We start from the raw sequence: 20089 nt of genomic DNA on the forward strand, positions 1-20089 counted from the left end.
TCGACAGTCCATAGCATGCTACACATTATCCTTACTGTTGAAGGGCGCAGGTAAGGTGCCGATAATTTGCTGCCGGATTTAGTTGCTTTAGCGTCATTGATAAAGCGGTGTTGCTTTAGCATCATTGGTAAAGCGGTTTTTTAAACGATATCAGGCACGAATCATAATACAATACCCTCGCGCATCACCAGCCGGCCGCTCACTATGGTCGCATAAGGCAGCCCATGTAAAACACGCCCGGTGAAGGGAGTGTTCCGCCCTTTGCTGGCGAATTGCGCCGGGTCCACTGTCCAGGCGGCCGCAGGGTCAATGATGGTGATGTCCGCAGCCGCCCCGGCTCCCAGCGAGCCCAGGGGCAGTCCCAGGATTTTGGCCGGGTTTATGGTCATCTTGGCTATGGCCTGCGCCAGGGTGAGCACACCAGCCGCGACCAGTTCGGTCCAAACCAGCCCCACCGCGGTTTCCAGCCCCACCATGCCAAAAGGCGCCAGTTCGTACTCCACATCTTTTTCTTCCGCCGTGTGCGGCGCGTGGTCGGTGGCAATTACATCAATAGTCCCGTCGGCCAGTCCTCTTCTAATCTCAGCCACATCTTCAGCTGTGCGCAGGGGCGGGTTGACCTTGGTGGAAGTGTCATAGCCAATAACCGCCTGGTCGGTCAGGGTAAAATGGTGCGGCGCCGCTTCAGCGGTTACCCGCACTCCCCTGCTTTTGGCCTCCCGGACCAGGCGGACAGAGCCGGCCGTGCTGACGTGGGCTATGTGCAGCCGGCAGCCGGTATCTTCAGCCAGCAGGATATCCCGGGCGACCATCACCTCTTCAGCCGCCGCCGGTATTCCTTTCAGGCCAAGCATAGTGGAAACATCCCCCTCGTGCATCAACCCGCCGCCCGCGAGTTTTTTATCCTCACAGTGCGATATGATTACTGCGTTAAGCATCTTGGCGTATTGCATAGACCGGCGCATCAGGCCCGAGTCCATTACAGGCATGCCGTCATCGGAGAACGCCACCGCGCCTGACTGCTTCATGTCGCCCATCTCCGCCATTTCCTGCCCCAGGCTGCCGTTGGTAATGGCGCCGACAGGGTAGACGCGGACCGCTCCATCCGCCGCGGCCCTGTTGACTATGGAGATAATAACCGCGGCGCTGTCAGCGACCGGCCTGGTGTTGGGCATGCAGGCGACCGCGGTAAAACCTCCCCTGGCCGCGGCGCGGGTGCCGGTATAAATAGTCTCTTTGGCTTCCAAGCCAGGCTCCCTGAGATGCACATGCATATCTACCAGCCCGGGTGTGACCAGCTTGCCGGGAACGTCCAAAACCTGCGCGTCCGGATGGTGCAAGCCTACACCGCTGCCGGCTATCTTCCCGTCAGCCACCAGGATGTCTTTTTCAGACACTGTACCGGACACAGGGTCGACCACAATACCTCCCTTAATTAAAAGATTCATTTTACGCCCCCCCTCCAATTAAGAGGTACAACAGCGCCATACGCACCGCCACCCCGTTGGTCACCTGCTCGTTAATCACCGACTGCTGCCCGTAGGCTACATCAGGAGAGATTTCCACACCCCTGTTCATAGGGCCGGGGTGCATAACCAGGGCGTCGGGCGCAGCCAGCTTAAGCCTGTCGCTGTTCAGGCCAAAGATCCTGCTGTATTCCCGCAGGCTTGGGAACAGGCCCTGCTGCTGCCTCTCAAGCTGGATTCTCAAAATATTGATCACGTCCGCGCCTTCCAGGGCCTCTTCCAGGCTGCCGCAAACCCTGGCCCCCATCTTTTCGATGCCGGGCGGTATTAATGTCGCAGGTCCGGCCAGGTAAACTTCAGCGCCCATTTTAGTGTAGCCCCAGATATCCGAGCGGGCTACCCGGCTGTGCAGGATGTCGCCTATGATCGCCACTTTCAGCCCGGCCAGCCTGCCTTTCTTTTCTCTAACTGTAAAAAGGTCCAGTAGTGCCTGGGAAGGGTGCTCGTGCGCGCCGTCCCCGGCGTTAATCACTGAAACGTCCAGAGTGCGCGCCAAAAGTTCCGCCGCCCCCGCCATGGGGTGCCTGAGCACAACCACATCGGCGCCCATGGCGGCGATATTAAGGGCTGTGTCCTTCAGGCTCTCACCTTTGTTGACGCTGCTTGTTGCGACTGCAATCCCGACCGTGTCCGCGCTCAGATATTTTGCCGCCAGCTCAAATGAGGTCCTGGTGCGGGTGCTGGCCTCGTAAAAGACTGTCACAACTGTTCTTCCCCGCAGGGTAGGCACTTTTTTAATGTTTCTTTTAATAATCTCTTTCATCGGCGCCGCTGTATCCAGGATCAGCTCAATCTCTTGAGCGGTAACATGGTGGAGGCCGACCAGATCTTTAGACTTAAGACCCATTTGTTTTCCCTCCAGGTATAAAATAAGGCCTCAAACCGGCTTGTACCGGGCTGAAGGCCTTCAAGGGGAGCTGCCGGTTCCCCTTTTCGGCCTCGCTGGACCGCTATTTAAAGGTAGATCCGAAATCAGTCGTTAGTCGTCAGGCAGCGGTCGTCAGTTTTTTGTTGGAATTCGCTGCTGCGAATTCCTTCTATCCCGACGTCCGACGTCTGCATACTGACGTCTATTTTAATTAGGCCAGGATTAGCACTCTCTCCTCGCCGTCTATTTCCTTTAAACGCACTGAAACCTCTTCTTTGCGGGAAGTAGGCACATTCTTACCGACATAATCAGCCCTGATCGGAAGCTCCCGGTGCCCCCTATCGACCAAAACCGCCAGTTGGATCACCCTGGGCCGGCCCAGGTCAATCAGCGCGTCCAGGGCTGCCCTGATAGTCCTGCCTGTAAAAATCACATCATCGACCAGAACCACGGTCTTGCCTGAAACAGGGAAGGGAATTTCCGTGGAACGCACCAGCGGCTGGTAGGCCAGTGTGGTCAGGTCATCCCGGTAAAGGGTTATATCTAAAATGCCTACCGGTACTCTGCCTCCTTCAATATCCTTGATCCGCTCCGCCAGCCTCTCAGCCAGAGGAACCCCCCTGCGGCGAATCCCCACTAAGATCAGATTGTCTGTGCCCTTGTTGCGCTCAATTATTTCGTGGGCAATCCGGGTTAGGGAGCGCCGGATACCCTCTTTGTCCAGGATCTGCGCTTTTTCCTTCACCATAAACCCTCCAGTTCAGTCGTCGGTCGTCGGACGTCAGAAGTCAGGATAGAAGACATTTGACTCTGTCAAATGTCTTAAATTAAACTAGGTATTCCACGGAGCTTTAGATGCAGGGCGATTTAGTCGTCGCTTGTTGGTAGTCAGTAGTCGTTTTCAACTTGTTTGGAATTTGATTGCTATCAAATTCCTTCTATTCCGGCGACCGACGTCTGACTACTAAAAATGCCTGCTTACATAACACCAGTAAGCAGGCATAGTTGTCCCCTAAAATAACCGCACCTATGGATCCTTACCGGTCTCACGGAACCGATTTCAAGGTAATTTGTTTAATCTAGTTTACTGGAAATAACCACATGTGTCAATAAAGCTTGGTGAAAAAAACAGGCCAAAAATCTCGGCCTGTTACTTGCCGGCGTGGTAGATCATCAGTACTCCCGCCTCATCAAGTTCAGCTTTGATATTGGTCTGAGTGGAAGTAACACTGGCCAGGCGGTCACCCACCTGGACCCGCACACCTTCAAAAGCTTTCCTGATGTATACTTTCCGGCCGCTTTCAGTTTTAATCAAGGTCCTGGCTCCCATTTCCGAACCAGCCTCATTGAGGATAATATCGCCGGTGGCGTTAATCTCACCCCCGCGGAACACTCCCTTAATGCTTACATTACCCCCGGCGTTGATGGTGGTGTTGATGCAGCCGCCGCCCTCCACTTTAACATCGCCTGAGGACTCTATTCTGCTGTTGACCGCGTAGCTGAAAGTGATATTGGCCTTGTTCTTGGCCATGTTTTCAATGATTCTGCGTCCTTCCTTAATCTCAAGCAGGACCTTTTCCAACTCATCATAACTCTCTATTTTGAGAACATTTAAGCCGCTAAGTTTTTTTTCTAACAATCCCACCAGGTCAACCATTTCCCTGGACAGGATAAAAGTGTTATTCCCGGTGAGTTTTATGATTTCATTAATAAAACCGGGAATCCTGCCGTATTTTTTATCTATCAGCAACTGGACCAGCTGGCCGGTTTTAATATTCTTTTTGGATGCCTGTTCAGCCATACCCGATACAACCTGGGTCAGCTCAAAAAAATCATTATATAGTGATTCAAGCAGCTTGTTAAAAGCCTTAAAAAAGCTGTTGTTTCCCCCGGCGACAAGGTTGCCGCCGGTTATATTCTGAACCGCGGTGATATCCCCCTGGGCGGCTATCTGGGCGCTGAAAATCATGCCCATAATATGGATTTTACCGGCTGCTTGCAGGGTCATGCCCTCACAGACGTTGCCGTGTACTACCACATCGCCTTTAAAACGTATGTTGCCTGTGGAGATATCTATATCTCCTTTTTTATGCAGGACAGGGTCCACGTCTATCATGCAGCGGTTCCCCAGCTTTTTAACTATAGGCCGCCCGCTGATAAGGGCCACAGCCTTGTTGCCGTCAGGAGAGACTTCCACTCCCTTGCCTGCACCCAACTCATGTACTACCGGTTTTGGCGGTATAATTAAGGCCCCGTTTACTTTCCTGCCTGATTTGCCCTGTACACCGGGATGTCTTTCCGCCAACAAATTACCGGCGTCAACAGAGGTAATCTCACCGATATCCCTGAAATCCACCTTGTCACCTATATTATCTGCCTTCTGCCCCTCAGGCCCGGTAGGGAATTTTAAGTCAATGCGGTCATTGGTCGTTTCTCCCGGCGCTTCACCTTCCGCAATCAGGTAGCTGCCGCTTGCCGGCTTAGCATAGATAGCCTGGATTTCACTGTGCTTGATGCCGAAAGTGACGTTTTTCCTTGACAGTTCCTGCAGTATTTGCACCAGTGTAAAAGGACAGGTATCCTCAACCCTGCTGACACTTCTGAGCACCAGGTCGGTTTCAGGCCCCGCGTCTTCAACAATGTAACGGGTAGTTGTTCCGGTTTTTACCTGCAGCGTGACTGACAAACCGTCAGGAGCGACAACAAGCTGGAAAGATCCGGGTTCTTCTATTACTGAAGGTTTTAAAACAATTTCATCTTTTTCTTTAACTATAGTCCTGCCGGTTATCTGGTTTCCATTTATATAAAGGTCCACACCGGTACAGGGTGTGATCGTCAGGACACTCACACCGTCTGAAACAGGGTTTTTTACATATACCTTGCCACCTTTGACCCATACCCCTGCAAAACCATTTTCCATACTTTTAGTTTCCATACTATCGTCTATCATGTTAAGCTCCATCCTCCTATTTGAAAACACATGATGAGGTAAAAGGAAGCAAATTTTCCCAAAAAACAGCGAAAAACCTCAAATACTCCGAATTAAGATTGTTATTCTCCACAAAAAAGAAAAGCTCCTGCTGCTCTGTGCAAAACTTGTATGTTTTTTCACTTAAAGTTTATTAATTCCTACAAATATTAAAACAACCCCGCAGACGATAATCAGCATGCCCAGCGGAGAGCTTTTGCCGGCCAGTCCGATAAGGCCCAGACTCGTGACTGTAAGCAGTACTGTTGGCCCAACTATTGCCAGCAAAGCGTTGATCTTAAAGGCTGTTTCGACCCTGCCGAACCAGACCATTAGCAATGCGGCCGAAAATTCAATAGTGGCGGACAGAAACCTGACCCCGGCCATACCTAAGACTATTTTATCAACTACCTGTAACACAATAACGCCTCCTGTGCCTGTCTTGTTTTAAAACCTTCTTATGCCGTGCCCACTAAATAAATGATTAACAGATTTTCCCTGGCCAAAGCACCTGCCTCACAGAAGGTTGGACCTGGTAACCAATTTGATTTTGGCTGAATACGCTAAAAAAAATCCAGTAGCGCCGTATGGCCTACAGCCCTGGCCAGGCGCCGGAAAAGGAGAGGCTTATGAAGGAACAGGCAGTTAATAACTCTTGGATGCAAATAATTTCATTCCCTATTGATGGCAGGACCAACAAACCAAGGACCGAGGGCCTGACTATGGTTATTGATAAAGGCCTGGGAATAAATGAAACAAAAGATCTGTTTGAGGTCGCCGCAAATTATGTTGATTTTTTAAAGCTTGGCTTCGGTACATCATCACTGTATGACCAGGAAATCCTTTCACAAAAAATCAACCTGGCCAAAGAATACGGGGTAATGATTTACCCGGGCGGCACCTTTATGGAAATTGCCATTTCCCAAAACAAATTGGAAGAATACATCAGTATGGCCTGCAAACTGGGATACCCGGCTGTTGAGATATCAGACGGCACAGTGAATATCAGCCAGGAGGTGAGAGAGCGAGCTATTGCCATGGCCCTGGACGCGGGACTTCTGGTTTTGACTGAAGTGGGCAAAAAAAACCTGCGGGACAAGGTCCAAATAGAGCATTATGTAAAACAGATCAGGCAGGATCTGGGCTGCGGCGCTTTCAGAGTAATTATTGAAGGCAGGGAGTCGGGCAAAGATGCCGGGTTCTATGACGGGAAAGGGCGGTTCGTAGCAGGTGAAATGGAACAGATCCTGGAAGCGGCTGGCGACACTAACCTGCTGATTTGGGAAGCTCCCTTAAAACATCAACAGCAGGGACTGATAACCATGTTTGGCCCGAATGTTAACCTTGGCAACATTCCAGCCAATGAGGCTCTGGCGCTGGAAGCGCTGAGGGTTGGCCTGCGGGGGGACACCCTGCGCCTGCAGTTCGAGTAAAATGATTGGTAATAACGACTATTAGTTAAACATATATTTAACCACTTATTGCTTAAATGACGGGAGAAGGACTCATGCCGGGGTAAATTTGCTGGTGGCCCTGCTGCTGGTGGGGATAGTTGCTCAATCAAACCTGATTGTTACAGCCACCTGCATACTGCTGGTCATAAAATTCACCAACCTGCAGGTGCTTTTCCCCCTGCTGGAAAAACGAGGCCTGGAGTTGGGGCTGTTATTCCTGATGCTTTCCATACTGGTCCCGCTGGCTAACGGGATGGTGTCGGTGAAAGACATATTCCTGAACACTGTCTCACTGCCCGGCATCCTGGCCGTAGCCGGGGGAGCAGTAGCCACCCATTTAAACGCCCGCGGCCTGACCTTACTTAAAGTAGACCCGGAGATCGTATTTGGCATGGTTCTCGGTTCGATCCTGGGCATTGTCTTTCTGCATGGTGTGCCTGTCGGCCCGTTGATGGCGGCAGGCATAGCAGCCCTGCTGATGCCCCTGGTTAAACGTTTAAGGCGCTAGTTCTTTTTTGATTGCTGCAAGCTCAGCCGGCAGGGGGGCCTCGAATTCAAGGTAAACGCCGGTCCTGGGGTGTTTAAAACCCAGCGCAAAGGCATGCAGAAACTGCCCTGTCAGGCCAAAATGCGGTCTGGCGGGGCCATATTTGGGGTCACCGACCACCGGGTGCCCGATAAAAGAAAGGTGCACCCTGATCTGGTGGGTACGGCCGGTTTCGAGTTTAAGTTCCAGACAGGTGTATTTTTGGTATCTCTGGATGACTCTATACCTGGTAACAGCGTTTTTGGAATTCTTATGGACCACGGCCATCTTCTGTCTGTTGCCGGGGTCGCGCCCTATGGGAGCGTCAATAACTCCGGTTTCTTCCCTGACTTGGCCGTGTACAAGCGCCAGGTAACGGCGTGTGATCAGCCTGTCCTTCAGCTGTTGGGCCAGGTTTAAGTGGGCGAAATCATTCTTGGCCACCATGATCAGCCCCGAAGTGTCCTTATCCAGCCTGTGTACTATACCGGGTCTTGTTACACCGTTAATCCCCGAAAGGTCCCGGCAGTGAAAAAGAAGCGCGTTTACCAGCGTTCCGGAATAATTGCCGGCGGCCGGGTGGACCACCATCCCCCTTGGCTTGTTTACAACAACAACATCGCTGTCCTCATAATAAATATCAAGGGGAATTGCTTCCGGTTTTAATTCCAGCCCTGCCGGCTCGGGGACCTCCAGTCTCACCAGGTCTCCCTGTTTAACCTTGCAGCTGGCCCGGACTGCCTCACCGTTAACCGATGCCAGCCCTTCGGCGATCAGCTTTTGTATATACGTCCGGGTTAACTCCTCTATTTCACCGGCAAGAAACACATCGATCCTCTTGCCGTTGTCTGTTTCTCCCACCTCGTAATAATTTGCCTGCCCCATTAGTCCACACTGTCCTTTTCGCTCTTCCAGCCGCTATCCTTCAGCAGTTCCCAGATCAATAAACAAACCCCTATGAAAATCGCCGCGTCAGCCAGGTTAAAAACCGGCCAAACCCGGAAATCCAGAAAATCCACAACTTTGCCGTAGCGCAGGCGGTCCGCCAGGTTGCCGAGCGCACCTCCTAAAACAAGGCCCAAGCCGTTTCTCAGCAGAACCTTCTCGGCGGGTATTTTCCGGTAAACCACCAGCGCCCCGACTCCCAGCAAAACACTTACGGCTATAAACAGGGGCGTCTTATAAGCCAGCAGGCCAAAGGCCGCCCCGGGATTCATAATGTAAGTAAGATGAAAGAACGGGGCCACCGGAATCGACTCTCCCAGGAACATCAAGGACTGCACCGCGGCCTTAGAGGCCTGGTCCATTAAAAATGTGGCCAAAATCACAGCAAAAAACATAACATCACCATTAATAATTTTACCATACTTTGCCTTCCCCGGATCTTAATAAACTCCCTCACATGAAAGTTTTGCCAAAACCACCTGTATGAATTCCCTCCAGACAGTATTTCCTCATATGATTATTTCTTTTTACTCAGTAACACCCTTAAGGTTGCCTTGTAAGACTTTTGTCAAATTGTTTTTCTTTTCACTGAGCTAACGGTATAATCATTTTTCCTTAAAAACCCGAGCAGAAGTTCACGTATAAAAGCTGCTGGGTTAGCAGCAGCTTGTAGTTGAAATTTATTTTTCGGTTCTTTCCTGAATCCACTTTTTAATCTCGCTTTTGGAAGGTACCCGCCCGCTTGAGATCAGTTTACCGTCTATGACCAGGCCTGGCGTCCGCAGTATGTTGAATTTTAATATATCCTCCATTTTCTCCACCTTCTCAATCCTGATGTCCAGGTCAAGACCGTTTACAACATCTTCAACATCTTTGGCCAGCGTCTTGCATCTTCTGCAGCCAGGACCCAGTATTTTAATATCCATATCTTAACGGCCACCTTTCTCATTAAAAACGGCATTTCGGAAGCGACCTTCCCTCCCATATAATATACTATTTTCTGCGGTCAGACGGCAAATCCTCCTAGAAATTAGATCTTACAACCCCCGCGCACCTGGGACAGAGGGTCGGGTGAGCGGCGTCAGCGCCGACGCCCTCGTGATACATCCAGCAGCGCTCACATTTACCTGTGCCGGCAGGCCGCACCGCTACAGTCAGTTCCGGGATGGATTCAATTTTCCTGGCGCTTGCCGGTTCACTTCCCAAGGCCTTAAGGTCTACACCTGATACTATAAATAATGTGGCTAAATCAGCCGATATAGGCTGCAGGAAAGCATACAGCTCCGGGCCGGCATAGATATCCACCACAGCCTCCAGTGAGTTGCCGATCAGTTTGTCCCGCCGCGCCGCTTCCAGAGCCTTGGTTACTTCACCGCGCACTGCCAGCAGGCGCTCCCATTTCTGCTCCAGTTCCGGATCAAGATATTCCTCCACAGCCTCCGGCATTTCGGCCAGCTGGACACTGGCCAGGCCGCCTTTATCACCAGGCATGTGCCGCCAAATTTCCTCGGAAGTAAAAGCCAGGACCGGGGCCAGCAGGCGGACCAGTACCGACAGCACATCATACATCACCGTCTGGGCGGCCCGGCGCTCTGACGAGGCGGCGGGCATGGTGTAAAGCCGGTCCTTGATGATATCGAGGTAGAGCGCGCTCATATCAATGGTGCAGAAGTCATGGATGGTGTGGTAAACCACATGGTATTCATAATCGCGGTAAGCAGCGGTCGCTTTCCGCACCAGTTTCTGCAGCCTGGCCTGCGCCCAGCGGTCTATTTCAAGCAAATCCTCACGGCGCGCCCTGTCCTTGGCCGGGTTAAAATCGTAAAGGTTGCCCAGCAGGAAACGGCAGGTATTTCTGATCTTGCGGTAAGCCTCAGAAACCTGCTTCAAAATACTTGGTGACGCAGCCAGGTCGCTCCGGTAGTCAGCGGAACTCACCCACAAGCGCAGGATATCGGCCCCCATCTGCTTGATCACTTTAGCCGGGTCAACCACGTTGCCCAGCGACTTGGATTGTTTGCGGCCCTGCTCATCAACCACAAAGCCGTGCGTGAGCACCGCCCTGTAGGGCGCCTGGCCGGTAACAGCCACAGACGTGGACAGCGATGAGTTGAACCAGCCCCGGTGCTGGTCGCTGCCTTCCAGGTAGAGGTCCGCCGGCCAGCTCAGGTCCGGCCAGACCGATTTTTCATCCAGCACCCCCAAGTGGCTGGTGCCCGAGTCAAACCAGACATCCATGATATCCGTCTCCTTGGTAAACTCCCGGCAGCCGCACTGCTGGCAGGCTACCCCGGCGGGCAAGAGCTCCTGCGCGGGCCTGGCAAACCAGATATCAGAGCCATGCTGCCGGAAAAGACCCTGCAGGTGCTTAATTGTCTTTTGGTTTATTAATTCTTTGCCGCAATCCCGGCAGTAAAAGATCGGTATGGGCACACCCCAGCTGCGCTGCCGTGAAATGCACCAGTCGCCGCGGTTGGCTACCATACTGTAAATACGCTCCTCACCCCAGGCGGGGATCCAGCGCACCTTCCTGATCTCGTCCAGGATAGGCTGCCGGAAGCCGTCAATTGAGGCGAACCACTGCTCCGTAGCCCGGAAGAAAACCGGCTTTTTGCAGCGCCAGCAGTGGGGATACTGGTGCAGCACAGTCGAGTGGTGCATCAGGCTCCCCCCGTTTTTCAACTCTTCAAGCACCGCCTTATTCGCGTCCAGGTAGAACTGCCCGGCAAACAATCCTCCCTCTTCAGTAAAGCGGCCTTTGGCGTCTACTGGAGATATTACCGGCAGGTTGTATTTCTTACCGACAACAAAGTCTTCCATGCCGTGCCCCGGCGCTGTATGCACACAGCCGGTGCCCTGGTCAAGAGTGACATGATCACCCAGGATCAGCAGGGAAGTCCTGCCTGCGAACGGGTGGCCGCACTCAACCAGCTCCAGTTCTGTTCCTTTATAATTGCCGGCCGTTCCCCCGTCCGGCAAGCCGGCAGTTTCCAGAAAATTGTCTTTCAACTCTTTGGCCACCAGGTATTTTTCCTGACCCGATCTCAGCAGCACATACTCAAAATCCGGGTGCAGGCAGATAGCCACGTTAGCGGGAAGAGTCCAGGGCGTGGTTGTCCAGATTACCACGTAGGTATCCTTTTCCGGGAGAATGCCTTTGCCGTCTTTAACCGGAAATCTAACATAAATGGAAGACGAGTGCTTATCACCATACTCCACTTCAGCCTCCGCCAGGGCTGTTTCACAGGTGGCACACCAGTAGACTGGCTTCAAACCCTTGTAGATATAGCCTTTTTCCGCCATATCACCAAAAACACCGATCTGGCGCGCTTCGAAATGAGGCATCAGGGTAAGGTAGGGTTTTTCCCACATGCCCCTTACACCCAGCCGCTTAAACTCCTCCCTCTGGATATCCACAAACTTTAAAGCAAAGTCCTTGCACTTATTCCTGAACCCCACCGGGTCTATCTCGTGGCGGTTCAGGCCAAAAGCCTTGATCGCCTGCTGCTCGATGGGCAGGCCGTGCGTATCCCAACCAGGCACATAGGGCGCGTCATAGCCCGCCATGGAGTGGAATTTAACCACTATGTCCTTCAGCACTTTATTCAAAACGTGGCCCAGGTGGATATGCCCGTTGGCATAGGGAGGCCCGTCATGCAGGATGAACTTCGGGCGCCCGCTGTTTTTTTCCTGGACCTTCCGGTAAATATCAATCTCTTCCCAGAACTTTAAAAACTCCGGCTCTCTTTCCGGTAAATTCGCCCTCATCGGAAAGTCGGTTTTAGGTAAATTCAAGGTTTGGCTGTAATCCATTTCTAAAGCACCTCACTCTATTATGTTAAACAAATCTAAAAAACCTACCTGGTACTGTCAAAAAAAGCACTAACATGAGAAATATTATATAAACAAAATGCAAATACAAAGTAAGTTAAAGAAAAACAGTACCAGTTACTGTAAAAAGCAAGCATAGCGAGGAAGACAGGGCCGGACGGGACGGAGCGTACTTATTTCGTACGTGAGTACCCGGCCGGAACTGTCTAACGAAGCTAGGCGCCGCTTTCACAGTGCCCCCAAAAAACAAAAACCCGTCCTCAAGGGACGGGATCTACCCGCGGTACCACCCTAACTGCCGGCTCCGGCACATTACTTGATGGCAATGGGCACGGCTGGCCAAACCACTTAAAGTCGCCTTATAACGACGGCGAACCGGCCAAGCTTACTCCCGAAAAAAGTTTCAGCCAGCGCCTCCCGGGTGATTTTCAACAGTATTAACGCACCCGGCTCTCACCTTATCCGGGCTCTCTGAAGCGTTTCATCTCCGTTTACTCTTCCCGCTCACAGGCTTTATATTTGAATTAACAAGCATAATTATATAAAAAAGCAAAGATGTAGTCAATAAAAGCAATCTTATCAACCGTTAAAATCCCAAATATTTTTGCAATATAAGGAAATATAGAGGAAAATTAATAATAATGTAGAATTAAGTCTATATTAATAGCTTATCTCACAAAATGGCAGGTTCTAAATTTTTACTTTTATCAATGAAGATAGGAGTATTGTTATGAGCAGAATGAGTTTGTCTTCATTGCTGCCGGGCATGAAAGTACAGCGCACTGTTTACGGCAGCAGGGGTGAGATTCTCATTTTTAAGGGAGGCATTCTGACTAATGCTTTCATTAAAAAGCTGGAGGAACATGCCATACCTTTTGTTTATATCGACGACGGCCTTGAACCCGATATACAACCCAGGAGCAGTGCAGGCGCAAACCTGTTCAAAATGAACGTGCAGGATGTTGTAGCAAAAGAAACAAGGGTAGCGGCGATACGGCAGGTCAAGAATATTTTGTTGGAGACCAAAGAAGCGGGCAGGCTGGTCATAGAGCCCCAGGCAGTTTACAGCACAGTCAACCAATTTACCAGCGAGCTGCTTTCCAGTAAATCCCTGATGGTAAACCTTACCGATTTGCGCTCACAGGATGACTACACATTCGCTCACTCGGTAAATGTCTGCGTCCTCTCCCTGATGACCGGCATTACCTTGGGGTTTAATAATGAAGAATTGGCCAACCTGGGCATAGGCGCCCTGCTGCATGACCTGGGTAAGGTAAAAATACCCGACGAAATACTCAATAAACCTGGCAAGCTAACCAGAGAAGAGTATTCTACCATTCAAAAACATACTACCTACGGGTATAATTTGATCCTGAACTCTAAAAATTTGGACAAAACCCATGCACTGATCGCCTACCAGCATCACGAGAGTTATGATGGTTCAGGCTACCCGCTGGGGATAAAAGATGATAAGTTTATAGAGCAAGCTCAAATCATCTCGATAGCTGATAAGTTCGACGCTTTGACCGCGGACAGGGTGTACAGAAGGTCCTTTCCGCCTCACGAAGCCTATGAAATGTGCGCCGCATCAGGAGACTACCTTTTCAGGGAGCATATAGTCAGCGCTTTTCTATACAATATAGCCGCTTACCCATCCGGGTCACTGGTTAAATTAAACAACGGCTATATAGCCGTTGTCATTGACACACCCAGAGGGTACTCTACCTTCCCCAGGGTTAACCTGCTGTTTGATCAAAACCACCGGCAGCTGTCAACACCTAAGGAAATATCGCTGGCCGAGGCAGGCAGTCTTTTTGTCACCAAGGTGCTTACAGTCGAAGAAATCAAAGCGCTTCAGCAAAAAATCCAGGGGCAATAAGGCATTCATGCAAAATGCGGCCAAATGTAGGTGCGACTTCAGTCGCACAATGCTGCAATTACCCCAAACACCTCCGGCGCTGGCGCGCCGTTGTCCGATTGAAATCGAACCTAAATTTTCATCCTTCTTTGTGCCGCATCAGCGGCATTGCCAACTACTCCCCACATGCCGCAGAAAACACCTGCACGACTTTTTGCGCGCTTATGCCTGCCACTTTAATCAATTTATTGCGGCTGGCCTCTCCGGAGACAATCTCGACCCTGGACCTCGGCACTGACAGAAGATCAGCCAGAAAAGCCCGGCAAGCCTCATTGGCCTTGCCCTCAAGAGGCGCCGCTGTCAGGCGTATTTTTACCGCGTCATCATAATAGCCGACAACCTGATTTTTAGATGAACGTGGCAGAACCCTCAGTTTAAATAAGACACAGCCTTTCTCTTCTTTAACATTAAGCAATAGATCAGCTCCCCATCTTCAGGCCGATGGTCCCCGGCAAGTTCTCCAACACCCTAAACAGGTCATTAACCAGGTCAACCAAATGGTCGCATCCCCCGGAGCCCCCGATCACACCTGCGATTTGCTTTTTACTGAGGCCGCTTACAGTAAGGCCGCGCAGCCGGCCCAGCAACCCCGCGTTTTCAAAGCAGACCTGGTCGGGCGCCCTCAGAAAGCTGCCGCCGCATTCTGCCACTGTGCCTTCCCTGCTGATTTCCAACCACACATTCATCTCATGAAAAGAGTCGCTGAACACGCCGGAAGTGACTGTTTTCCCTGCAGCCTTAAAAACCGAGCAGTTCTTAGCCCGCTTATAAAGGCTTGTTCCCGGGCAATACCCGCCGACATACTCCGGCCACCTGCGGGAGATCCGGTCCAGGTTGCTGTAATAACGGCAGGAGTTAAGAAACTCTCTTTCCCAGTAAGCGCCATAATTCTCCGGCGTCCCAAAGCCCCTTTCAACATATAAAAAAGTTTCAGCCTGGATAATGCCCCTGGTACACTCAGCCAGCAATTCTCTGGCCAACCCCCCGGCCTCGCCGCCTACCGCCCGCCGCAGGTCTCCCCCCGCGTTAAAATAGGCTGTTGCCCCAATAAGTTCAGGCACATCCCTGCCGCCATTTAAAAGCCCCCCGGGTGAGCGGGATACCTCCCAGCCGGCTTCCTTTATTACAAAGGTTGATTTATCAATTACCAACCTCCCCACAGCTTCAATTTCAGTCCCAATCAGGTTGGTTTCAGCCAAAAGCTGCTGTTTGCCCAAACTTTTCACTGAACTAAACCAGTTTCTCTGAAAAATATACTTCACCGGCTTAACCTCCTTGTCCATGGGTTCGCACGCGCCAGGCTAAAATTCAACGTACCTTTTTGATATTGTAATATACCTTAATAAAGTTATAAAGGATCCTGGCGGTGATCCCCCAGATGAAGTGTCCTTCATATTCGTAGTAATAGACCGGCAGTGACCATTTCCGGCCCCACCCTTTTTTATATGTCGCGGGGACCCTGTCGTAAGGGAAATCCCTGCCATAGCGCGTAGCCACCTCAACACTGCTTTGAGCGGGAGGGTTGTTGAAAAAATACTCAACCGGCGCCATAAAAATCTCTTCAACTTCAGCCTTGTTCGGGGCAATAATTGCCCCGTTATTAATATGCCCGACAAAAGGATAAACCAGTGTCCCATGCGGCGCGACCAGGTAGTCGAGAGGTCCCAGCAGATCAATCTGCGTTTTGTCGAGCCCCAACTCTTCGACTGCTTCCCTGACCGCTGTGTTCTGCGGCCGTGAGAGTTCATCACCTTCAACCCCGCCGCCCGGAAAACAAATTTCCCCTGGCTGCCGCCGCAGGTGACTGGCTCTTACTTCAAAAAGCACATGGCACTTATTGTTCCTGTTAATCAGCGGCAGCAATACCGCGGAAACAAAATACTCGCCTTCATTTTGAATTCCCGGCTGCCTGTTTGTCAAAAACCTTTTTAAGTCATTCACCTTGCATACTCCCCGGACAATTTTATCTTTTTACAGAAAGAAGGCGTTCCAACAGGCCGCCTTCATTAAAACAGATTATGTTGTTCTTAAAGCTATGCCGTTTCTGAAATATCTTCATCCTCAAGACTATCAGAAAAGTCGGTTCCCTCATCTTCTAAAAGTTTCATCTGGGCTTCCAGGAAAGAGCGCAGGCGAATTTTAAAAATCTGAGATTCTCTTTTGCACTGGTTTTGTTCTTCCATGATCTGCCTTAGTTTAGTCTCAGCTTCAGCCAGCAGCGCCGCCGCTTCCTGTTCCGCCTCCCGGGTAAGCTGAGCGGCCTCAATCCTTGCCCTGTCCAGGATCACACCCGCCTCTTTTTCAGTATTCTGCCTCAGTTCATCCGCGTTCTTCTGAGCCATGACCATAGTGTTTTTTATTGCTTCCTCAATCTCCCTGTAACGGGTGATGTTCTGTTCATACTGGTTTATTTTATCTTTGAGCGCCTGAATTTCCCGGAGAAGGTTTTCGTAGTCCTGCGTAACCTGGTCTAAGAAAGAATCAACTTCTTCCTCGCTGTAACCCCTAAAAACACGGCGAAATTCTTTTTTTTGTATGTCCAACGGCGTCAGCACAACTTTTCACCTCAGATTAACTTTTCCGTAAGCTTATAACATACCTAACGAGATGTAATATAGAACTCTAATCACTATCCACTCTATTATACGGAGAGCAAAAAAAGCGATAATCGGGGAGAAATCCACCGGACCATAAGCAGGGACGATGCGCCTGAAAATCCGCAGGTAAGGTTCAGTCACTTCGTAAATAAATCTGATAATCGGCTGGTAAGGATTGTGCTTGATCCAGGAAAGCAAGATCCGCACAATTAAAATCCACGAATACACTTCAAAAGCTACGCTTACAACCTGTCTGATAAGATACATTATGTTAAGACCCATAAAACACCTCACACCCTATCTGTTGAAAACAATTATCAGCTGGTGCATCTCCGAATCGGGAAAATTTCCTGGTGTTTACCCTGAAAGCTCACGGGAGCGCTGGGCTGCCGCGGCTACCGTCTTCATCAAAACCGACCTGAGCGCCCCTTCCTCCATGGCAAAAAGCCCGGCTATAGTGGTGCCGCCCGGTGTAGTCACCTGATCCCTCAGCTTACCCAGGTGCTCATCACTGTCCAGCACCATCCGCGCGGCTCCCAACATGGTCTGGGCCATCAACTCCCTGGCCACCTGCCTGGGCAGGCCAAGGTGCACCGCACCGTCAATAAATCCTTCCAAAATCATATACATATAAGCAGGCCCGCTGCCGCTCAAGCCGGTAACACAATCCAGCAAGGTCTCCGGGACCTCGACAGCTTTTCCCGCCGCGCCAAAAACAGCCAGCGCCATGGCAACATTATCTTCCGCGGCATATTTACCGGCGCTGACCGCGCTTGCCCCCTCACCGACCAGGCAGGGTGTGTTCGGCATTACTCTGACCACAGGTATGCGTCCTTCCAGGTAAGACTCGATCAAACCGGTGGTTATACCGGCGGCTATAGAGATAAAGGTCTGGCCGGGGCGCACCGCCGCGGCAACATTTTTCAGCACGTCAGCCGCCAGGTGCGGCTTCACCGCCAGGATTACTATATCAACCTCTTGTACCATGGCGACATTATCAGTGGTTATATTCACACCAAGTTTTTGCTTCAGGTAATCCAGCCGCGGCGCACTGATATCGCTAACATATAGAGCAGAGGGAGCCAGGCCGGTGCGGACCAGTCCGGTCAGCAAAGCTTCGCCCATGGCTCCTCCGCCCAGAAATCCGATTTTCTGCCCTTTTAAAGGCATATTTTTATTCCTCCCAGGTATTGATCAAAAACGCATTTTGGAGAACAGTTTTTCTTTGCCCTGCTCTCTTAACTCGCTGGAGATATCCATGTTATTCGGTACGAAAAGAAAAATACCGTTGCCGACCTTCTGCATGCTGCCGCTTAAAGCATAAGTCGCCCCGCTTACGAAGTCTACAACCCGCTGGGCCAACTCGGCTTCCGCGTGTTCCAGGTTTACGATAACCGGACGCCTGTTTTTAAGATTGTCAGTAATGCTCCTGGTTTCATCAAATGTCCTTGGCTCAGATACTACGACCCGCACCTGTCGTTGTGCGTGCATGCTGATAACCGCGCCTTTTTCTTTTTCTTTATCTTTTCTCTTTAGCCACGGCTGCTCTTCACGCAATTCCTCACGGGCGCTTTTTTCTTCCTCTGCTACAGCTTCCTCCTCAAAACCCATAAAATTCAACATTTTATCTACAAGTTTCATCTAGCATCTGACCTCCTTAATATCAAATTTTTATGTAAACCCTAAAAACCTTCCCGCTAATAGGTTTTCAGGTAAGTGTCCATTATTATTTATATATTTCTCTTTAATACCTCCTGCCGAACACGGCTGTGCCCAGCCGCAGCATGTTGGCGCCTTCTTCCACGGCTATTTCAAAGTCCCCGCTCATACCCATGGACAGGTACTCCATTTTCAACCCCTGTATTCTCTCTTCCAACCGCCGGGACAGTTCCCTGGCCTGGCGGAATACATACCTGACCTCCTCGGGGTCTTCACACTCCGGTGCGATTGTCATCAGCCCCCGCAGCCGGATGCCCTGCAGCCTGGTTACTTCCGCCACAAAATCTTCGGCTTCAGCCGGAGCAATCCCGTACTTGGACTCTTCTCCCGCCACATTAACCTGGACCAGTGCCTGGGCCTTTTTGTTTGTCTCAGATGCGACCCTGTGTATTTCCTCCGCCAGGGACCAGCGGTCAAGCGAATGGATTAAGCTGACGGCGCTGAGAACTTTTCTCACTTTATTAGTCTGCAGGTGTCCAATGAAGTGCCATTCCAGTTCCGGCGGGAGTTGGGGATATTTTTTCAGAAACTCCTGGGCCTTGTTTTCCCCAAAACATGACACTCCGCAGCCAAGCGCCTCTTTAATCAGATCCACGCCCATATTCTTGCTTACCGCCACCAGGCGTATTCCTTCATCGCGCCGGCCTGAGCGGAGAGCGGCGGCGCGGATGCGTTCGCGCACAGAGCTCAGGTTTTCCAGAACACTCAAGCAAACCCCACCCTTTATTCTACAAACCAGCCCTCCCTGACCAAAACGGGGTTGCTGACATAACGGGCGCCTTCCACAAGCTCATCCCCGGCAATGGCGACCCAGCCGGCAAGTTCTCCCTTTATGTCCACCGGTTCCCACTGAGCCTTTTTCTTTACTACCATGTAAATCCCAGGCTGCCCCGCGCGGTAGACTACCGCCCTGCTGGGGACCAGCAGGCCTTTAAGCTGTTTTGTTGTTACTGTCAGGCTGACCTTACGGTTATGTACTATTGCCTCGGGGTAACCGGAGAGCAGAAAATAACCTTCCCACCGGTCTCCCTTATCCACAAGACTGGACGACTTTATCCTTAGAGTCAGGTTGTTCCAGGCCGCCTGCAGCCACACCGGCTTGTCCGCGTAACCGGCGGGAAGAGAGGTTTTTGCTATGGAGCCATATATAAACACCGGTGAGAGATTGTCAATTATCTTAAATATCGGCTGGCCCTTCTCAACCCTGGTCCCGGCGGCCATTGATCTACCAGCTATTTTTTCTAATCCCGGCAGATCTAATACATCTCTGTTGGCAGGTGTAAGCGTACTTTCCAGTCCGTCCAGGTGGCTGCAAAATATACCGGCTGAACTGGTGTACACAGCAAATGTCTGCCCATCCGCCCCCTGTTCCCCTGCGGTTTCTATATCCGCCGCTTTGGCCCCTACTTCAAGACGCCTGCCGTCAGGGTTGGTGAAGCGGAGCAGGCCGCCGGCCGGCGCCCGGGCCACATTTTCGTCTTTTAGTAAAATTCCGTCCAGGGAGACAGTTTCGCCAACTTCCTTACTTGTTAAAGACTGTACGTCAGATATAAAAACAATTATAAACTGCCTGGCCAAAAAAAATGCGCAACACAATAACGCGGTCAAAAGCAAAGCCTTCAAAAACAAATTGCCTGGCTTTTTTCTCCTCCTTGAAGGCATAGGTAACCTGTTGTCATTTGCCATAGTTCATCATACCCGAAAATTACCTTCAAATGGAAGACTATTCGACGGTAT

General features: G+C 50.9%; 21 protein-coding genes and 1 other annotated feature. Of the genes, 3 read left to right on the top strand and 18 right to left on the bottom strand.

The annotated features are described in order from the left end of the window. Positions 1-161: 161 nt before the first annotated feature. From Pmgp_RS12380 to Pmgp_RS12400, 5 genes are all read right to left on the bottom strand, one after another. Positions 162-1448, bottom strand: a complete 1287-nt coding sequence (locus Pmgp_RS12380) for a dihydroorotase (protein WP_134214298.1) — start codon at positions 1446-1448, stop codon at positions 162-164. A gap of 1 nt (position 1449) precedes the next feature. Next, positions 1450-2373, bottom strand: a complete 924-nt coding sequence (locus tag Pmgp_RS12385; protein ID WP_134214299.1) for an aspartate carbamoyltransferase catalytic subunit — start codon at positions 2371-2373, stop codon at positions 1450-1452. A gap of 232 nt (positions 2374-2605) precedes the next feature. After that, positions 2606-3142 (bottom strand): bifunctional pyr operon transcriptional regulator/uracil phosphoribosyltransferase PyrR, encoded by a 537-nt coding sequence (gene pyrR / locus Pmgp_RS12390; protein WP_134214300.1) that lies wholly within the window; start codon positions 3140-3142, stop codon positions 2606-2608. Positions 3143-3544: 402 nt separating this feature from the next. Then, positions 3545-5356, bottom strand: a complete 1812-nt coding sequence (locus Pmgp_RS12395) for a flagellar assembly protein A (RefSeq protein ID WP_134214301.1) — start codon at positions 5354-5356, stop codon at positions 3545-3547. A 150-nt stretch (positions 5357-5506) separates the two neighbouring features. Further along, a complete protein-coding gene (locus tag Pmgp_RS12400; RefSeq protein ID WP_134214302.1) occupies positions 5507-5782 on the bottom strand; it encodes a YqhV family protein in 276 nt (91 codons plus the stop codon). A gap of 209 nt (positions 5783-5991) precedes the next feature. On the opposite strand from Pmgp_RS12400, the gene comA reads away from it, so the two are divergent. Further along, entirely contained in the window at positions 5992-6795 is an 804-nt protein-coding gene (comA, locus tag Pmgp_RS12405) for a phosphosulfolactate synthase (RefSeq protein ID WP_134214303.1), read from the top strand. 88 nt (positions 6796-6883) lie between these two features. Next, positions 6884-7324: a DUF441 domain-containing protein gene (locus Pmgp_RS12410; protein ID WP_134214304.1), complete on the top strand. Its 441-nt coding sequence runs from the start codon at positions 6884-6886 to the stop codon at positions 7322-7324. On the opposite strand, the gene Pmgp_RS12415 is transcribed toward Pmgp_RS12410, so the two are convergent. The 4 genes from Pmgp_RS12415 to ileS form a co-directional block, all read right to left on the bottom strand. After that, the gene (locus tag Pmgp_RS12415; RefSeq protein WP_134214305.1) at positions 7313-8227 is read right to left on the bottom strand and encodes an RluA family pseudouridine synthase; all 915 of its coding nucleotides are present in this window, start codon (positions 8225-8227) and stop codon (positions 7313-7315) included. The two genes, Pmgp_RS12410 and Pmgp_RS12415, sit on opposite strands and share 12 nt — an antisense overlap. Beyond that, positions 8227-8682, bottom strand: a complete 456-nt coding sequence (lspA, locus tag Pmgp_RS12420) for a signal peptidase II (RefSeq protein WP_134214306.1) — start codon at positions 8680-8682, stop codon at positions 8227-8229. The genes Pmgp_RS12415 and lspA overlap by 1 nt, the downstream gene beginning before the upstream one ends. A 285-nt stretch (positions 8683-8967) precedes the next feature. Then, complete coding sequence (locus Pmgp_RS12425) at positions 8968-9213, bottom strand: thioredoxin family protein (RefSeq protein ID WP_134214307.1); 246 nt, start codon at positions 9211-9213, stop codon at positions 8968-8970. A 97-nt stretch (positions 9214-9310) separates the two neighbouring features. Next, positions 9311-12100: an isoleucine--tRNA ligase gene (ileS, locus tag Pmgp_RS12430; protein WP_134214308.1), complete on the bottom strand. Its 2790-nt coding sequence runs from the start codon at positions 12098-12100 to the stop codon at positions 9311-9313. A gap of 278 nt (positions 12101-12378) precedes the next feature. Beyond that, positions 12379-12635: a binding site (T-box leader), on the bottom strand. Positions 12636-12848: 213 nt separating this feature from the next. Here ileS and Pmgp_RS12435 point away from each other — a divergent pair. Then, complete coding sequence (locus tag Pmgp_RS12435; RefSeq protein WP_134214309.1) at positions 12849-13997, top strand: HD-GYP domain-containing protein; 1149 nt, start codon at positions 12849-12851, stop codon at positions 13995-13997. A 154-nt stretch (positions 13998-14151) separates the two neighbouring features. Here the strand turns inward: Pmgp_RS12435 and Pmgp_RS12440 are convergent, their stop codons facing one another. From Pmgp_RS12440 to Pmgp_RS12480, 9 genes are all read right to left on the bottom strand, one after another. Beyond that, the gene (locus Pmgp_RS12440) at positions 14152-14451 is read right to left on the bottom strand and encodes a DUF167 domain-containing protein (protein ID WP_134214310.1); all 300 of its coding nucleotides are present in this window, start codon (positions 14449-14451) and stop codon (positions 14152-14154) included. A 4-nt stretch (positions 14452-14455) separates the two neighbouring features. Beyond that, positions 14456-15298: a DUF2889 domain-containing protein gene (locus Pmgp_RS12445; protein WP_192902918.1), complete on the bottom strand. Its 843-nt coding sequence runs from the start codon at positions 15296-15298 to the stop codon at positions 14456-14458. Positions 15299-15344: 46 nt separating this feature from the next. Next, positions 15345-15977, bottom strand: a complete 633-nt coding sequence (locus Pmgp_RS12450; RefSeq protein ID WP_243119835.1) for an NUDIX hydrolase — start codon at positions 15975-15977, stop codon at positions 15345-15347. A 92-nt stretch (positions 15978-16069) separates the two neighbouring features. Beyond that, the gene (locus Pmgp_RS12455) at positions 16070-16591 is read right to left on the bottom strand and encodes a DivIVA domain-containing protein (RefSeq protein ID WP_134214312.1); all 522 of its coding nucleotides are present in this window, start codon (positions 16589-16591) and stop codon (positions 16070-16072) included. 33 nt (positions 16592-16624) lie between these two features. Continuing rightward, entirely contained in the window at positions 16625-16915 is a 291-nt protein-coding gene (locus tag Pmgp_RS12460) for a YggT family protein (RefSeq protein WP_243119836.1), read from the bottom strand. 75 nt (positions 16916-16990) lie between these two features. Further along, complete coding sequence (proC, locus tag Pmgp_RS12465; RefSeq protein WP_134214313.1) at positions 16991-17803, bottom strand: pyrroline-5-carboxylate reductase; 813 nt, start codon at positions 17801-17803, stop codon at positions 16991-16993. A gap of 24 nt (positions 17804-17827) precedes the next feature. Beyond that, on the bottom strand, positions 17828-18274 hold the full coding sequence (locus tag Pmgp_RS12470) for a cell division protein SepF (RefSeq protein ID WP_134214314.1): 447 nt from the start codon (positions 18272-18274) through the stop codon (positions 17828-17830). A gap of 103 nt (positions 18275-18377) precedes the next feature. Continuing rightward, positions 18378-19061, bottom strand: coding sequence for a YggS family pyridoxal phosphate-dependent enzyme (locus tag Pmgp_RS12475; RefSeq protein ID WP_134214315.1), 684 nt, complete (start codon positions 19059-19061; stop codon positions 18378-18380). A gap of 14 nt (positions 19062-19075) precedes the next feature. After that, positions 19076-19960 (bottom strand): biotin/lipoyl attachment domain-containing protein, encoded by an 885-nt coding sequence (locus Pmgp_RS12480; protein ID WP_153189218.1) that lies wholly within the window; start codon positions 19958-19960, stop codon positions 19076-19078. Positions 19961-20089: the final 129 nt, after the last annotated feature.

It is taken from the genome of Pelotomaculum propionicicum (assembly GCF_004369225.1).
Lineage (GTDB): Bacteria > Bacillota > Desulfotomaculia > Desulfotomaculales > Pelotomaculaceae > Pelotomaculum_B > Pelotomaculum_B propionicicum.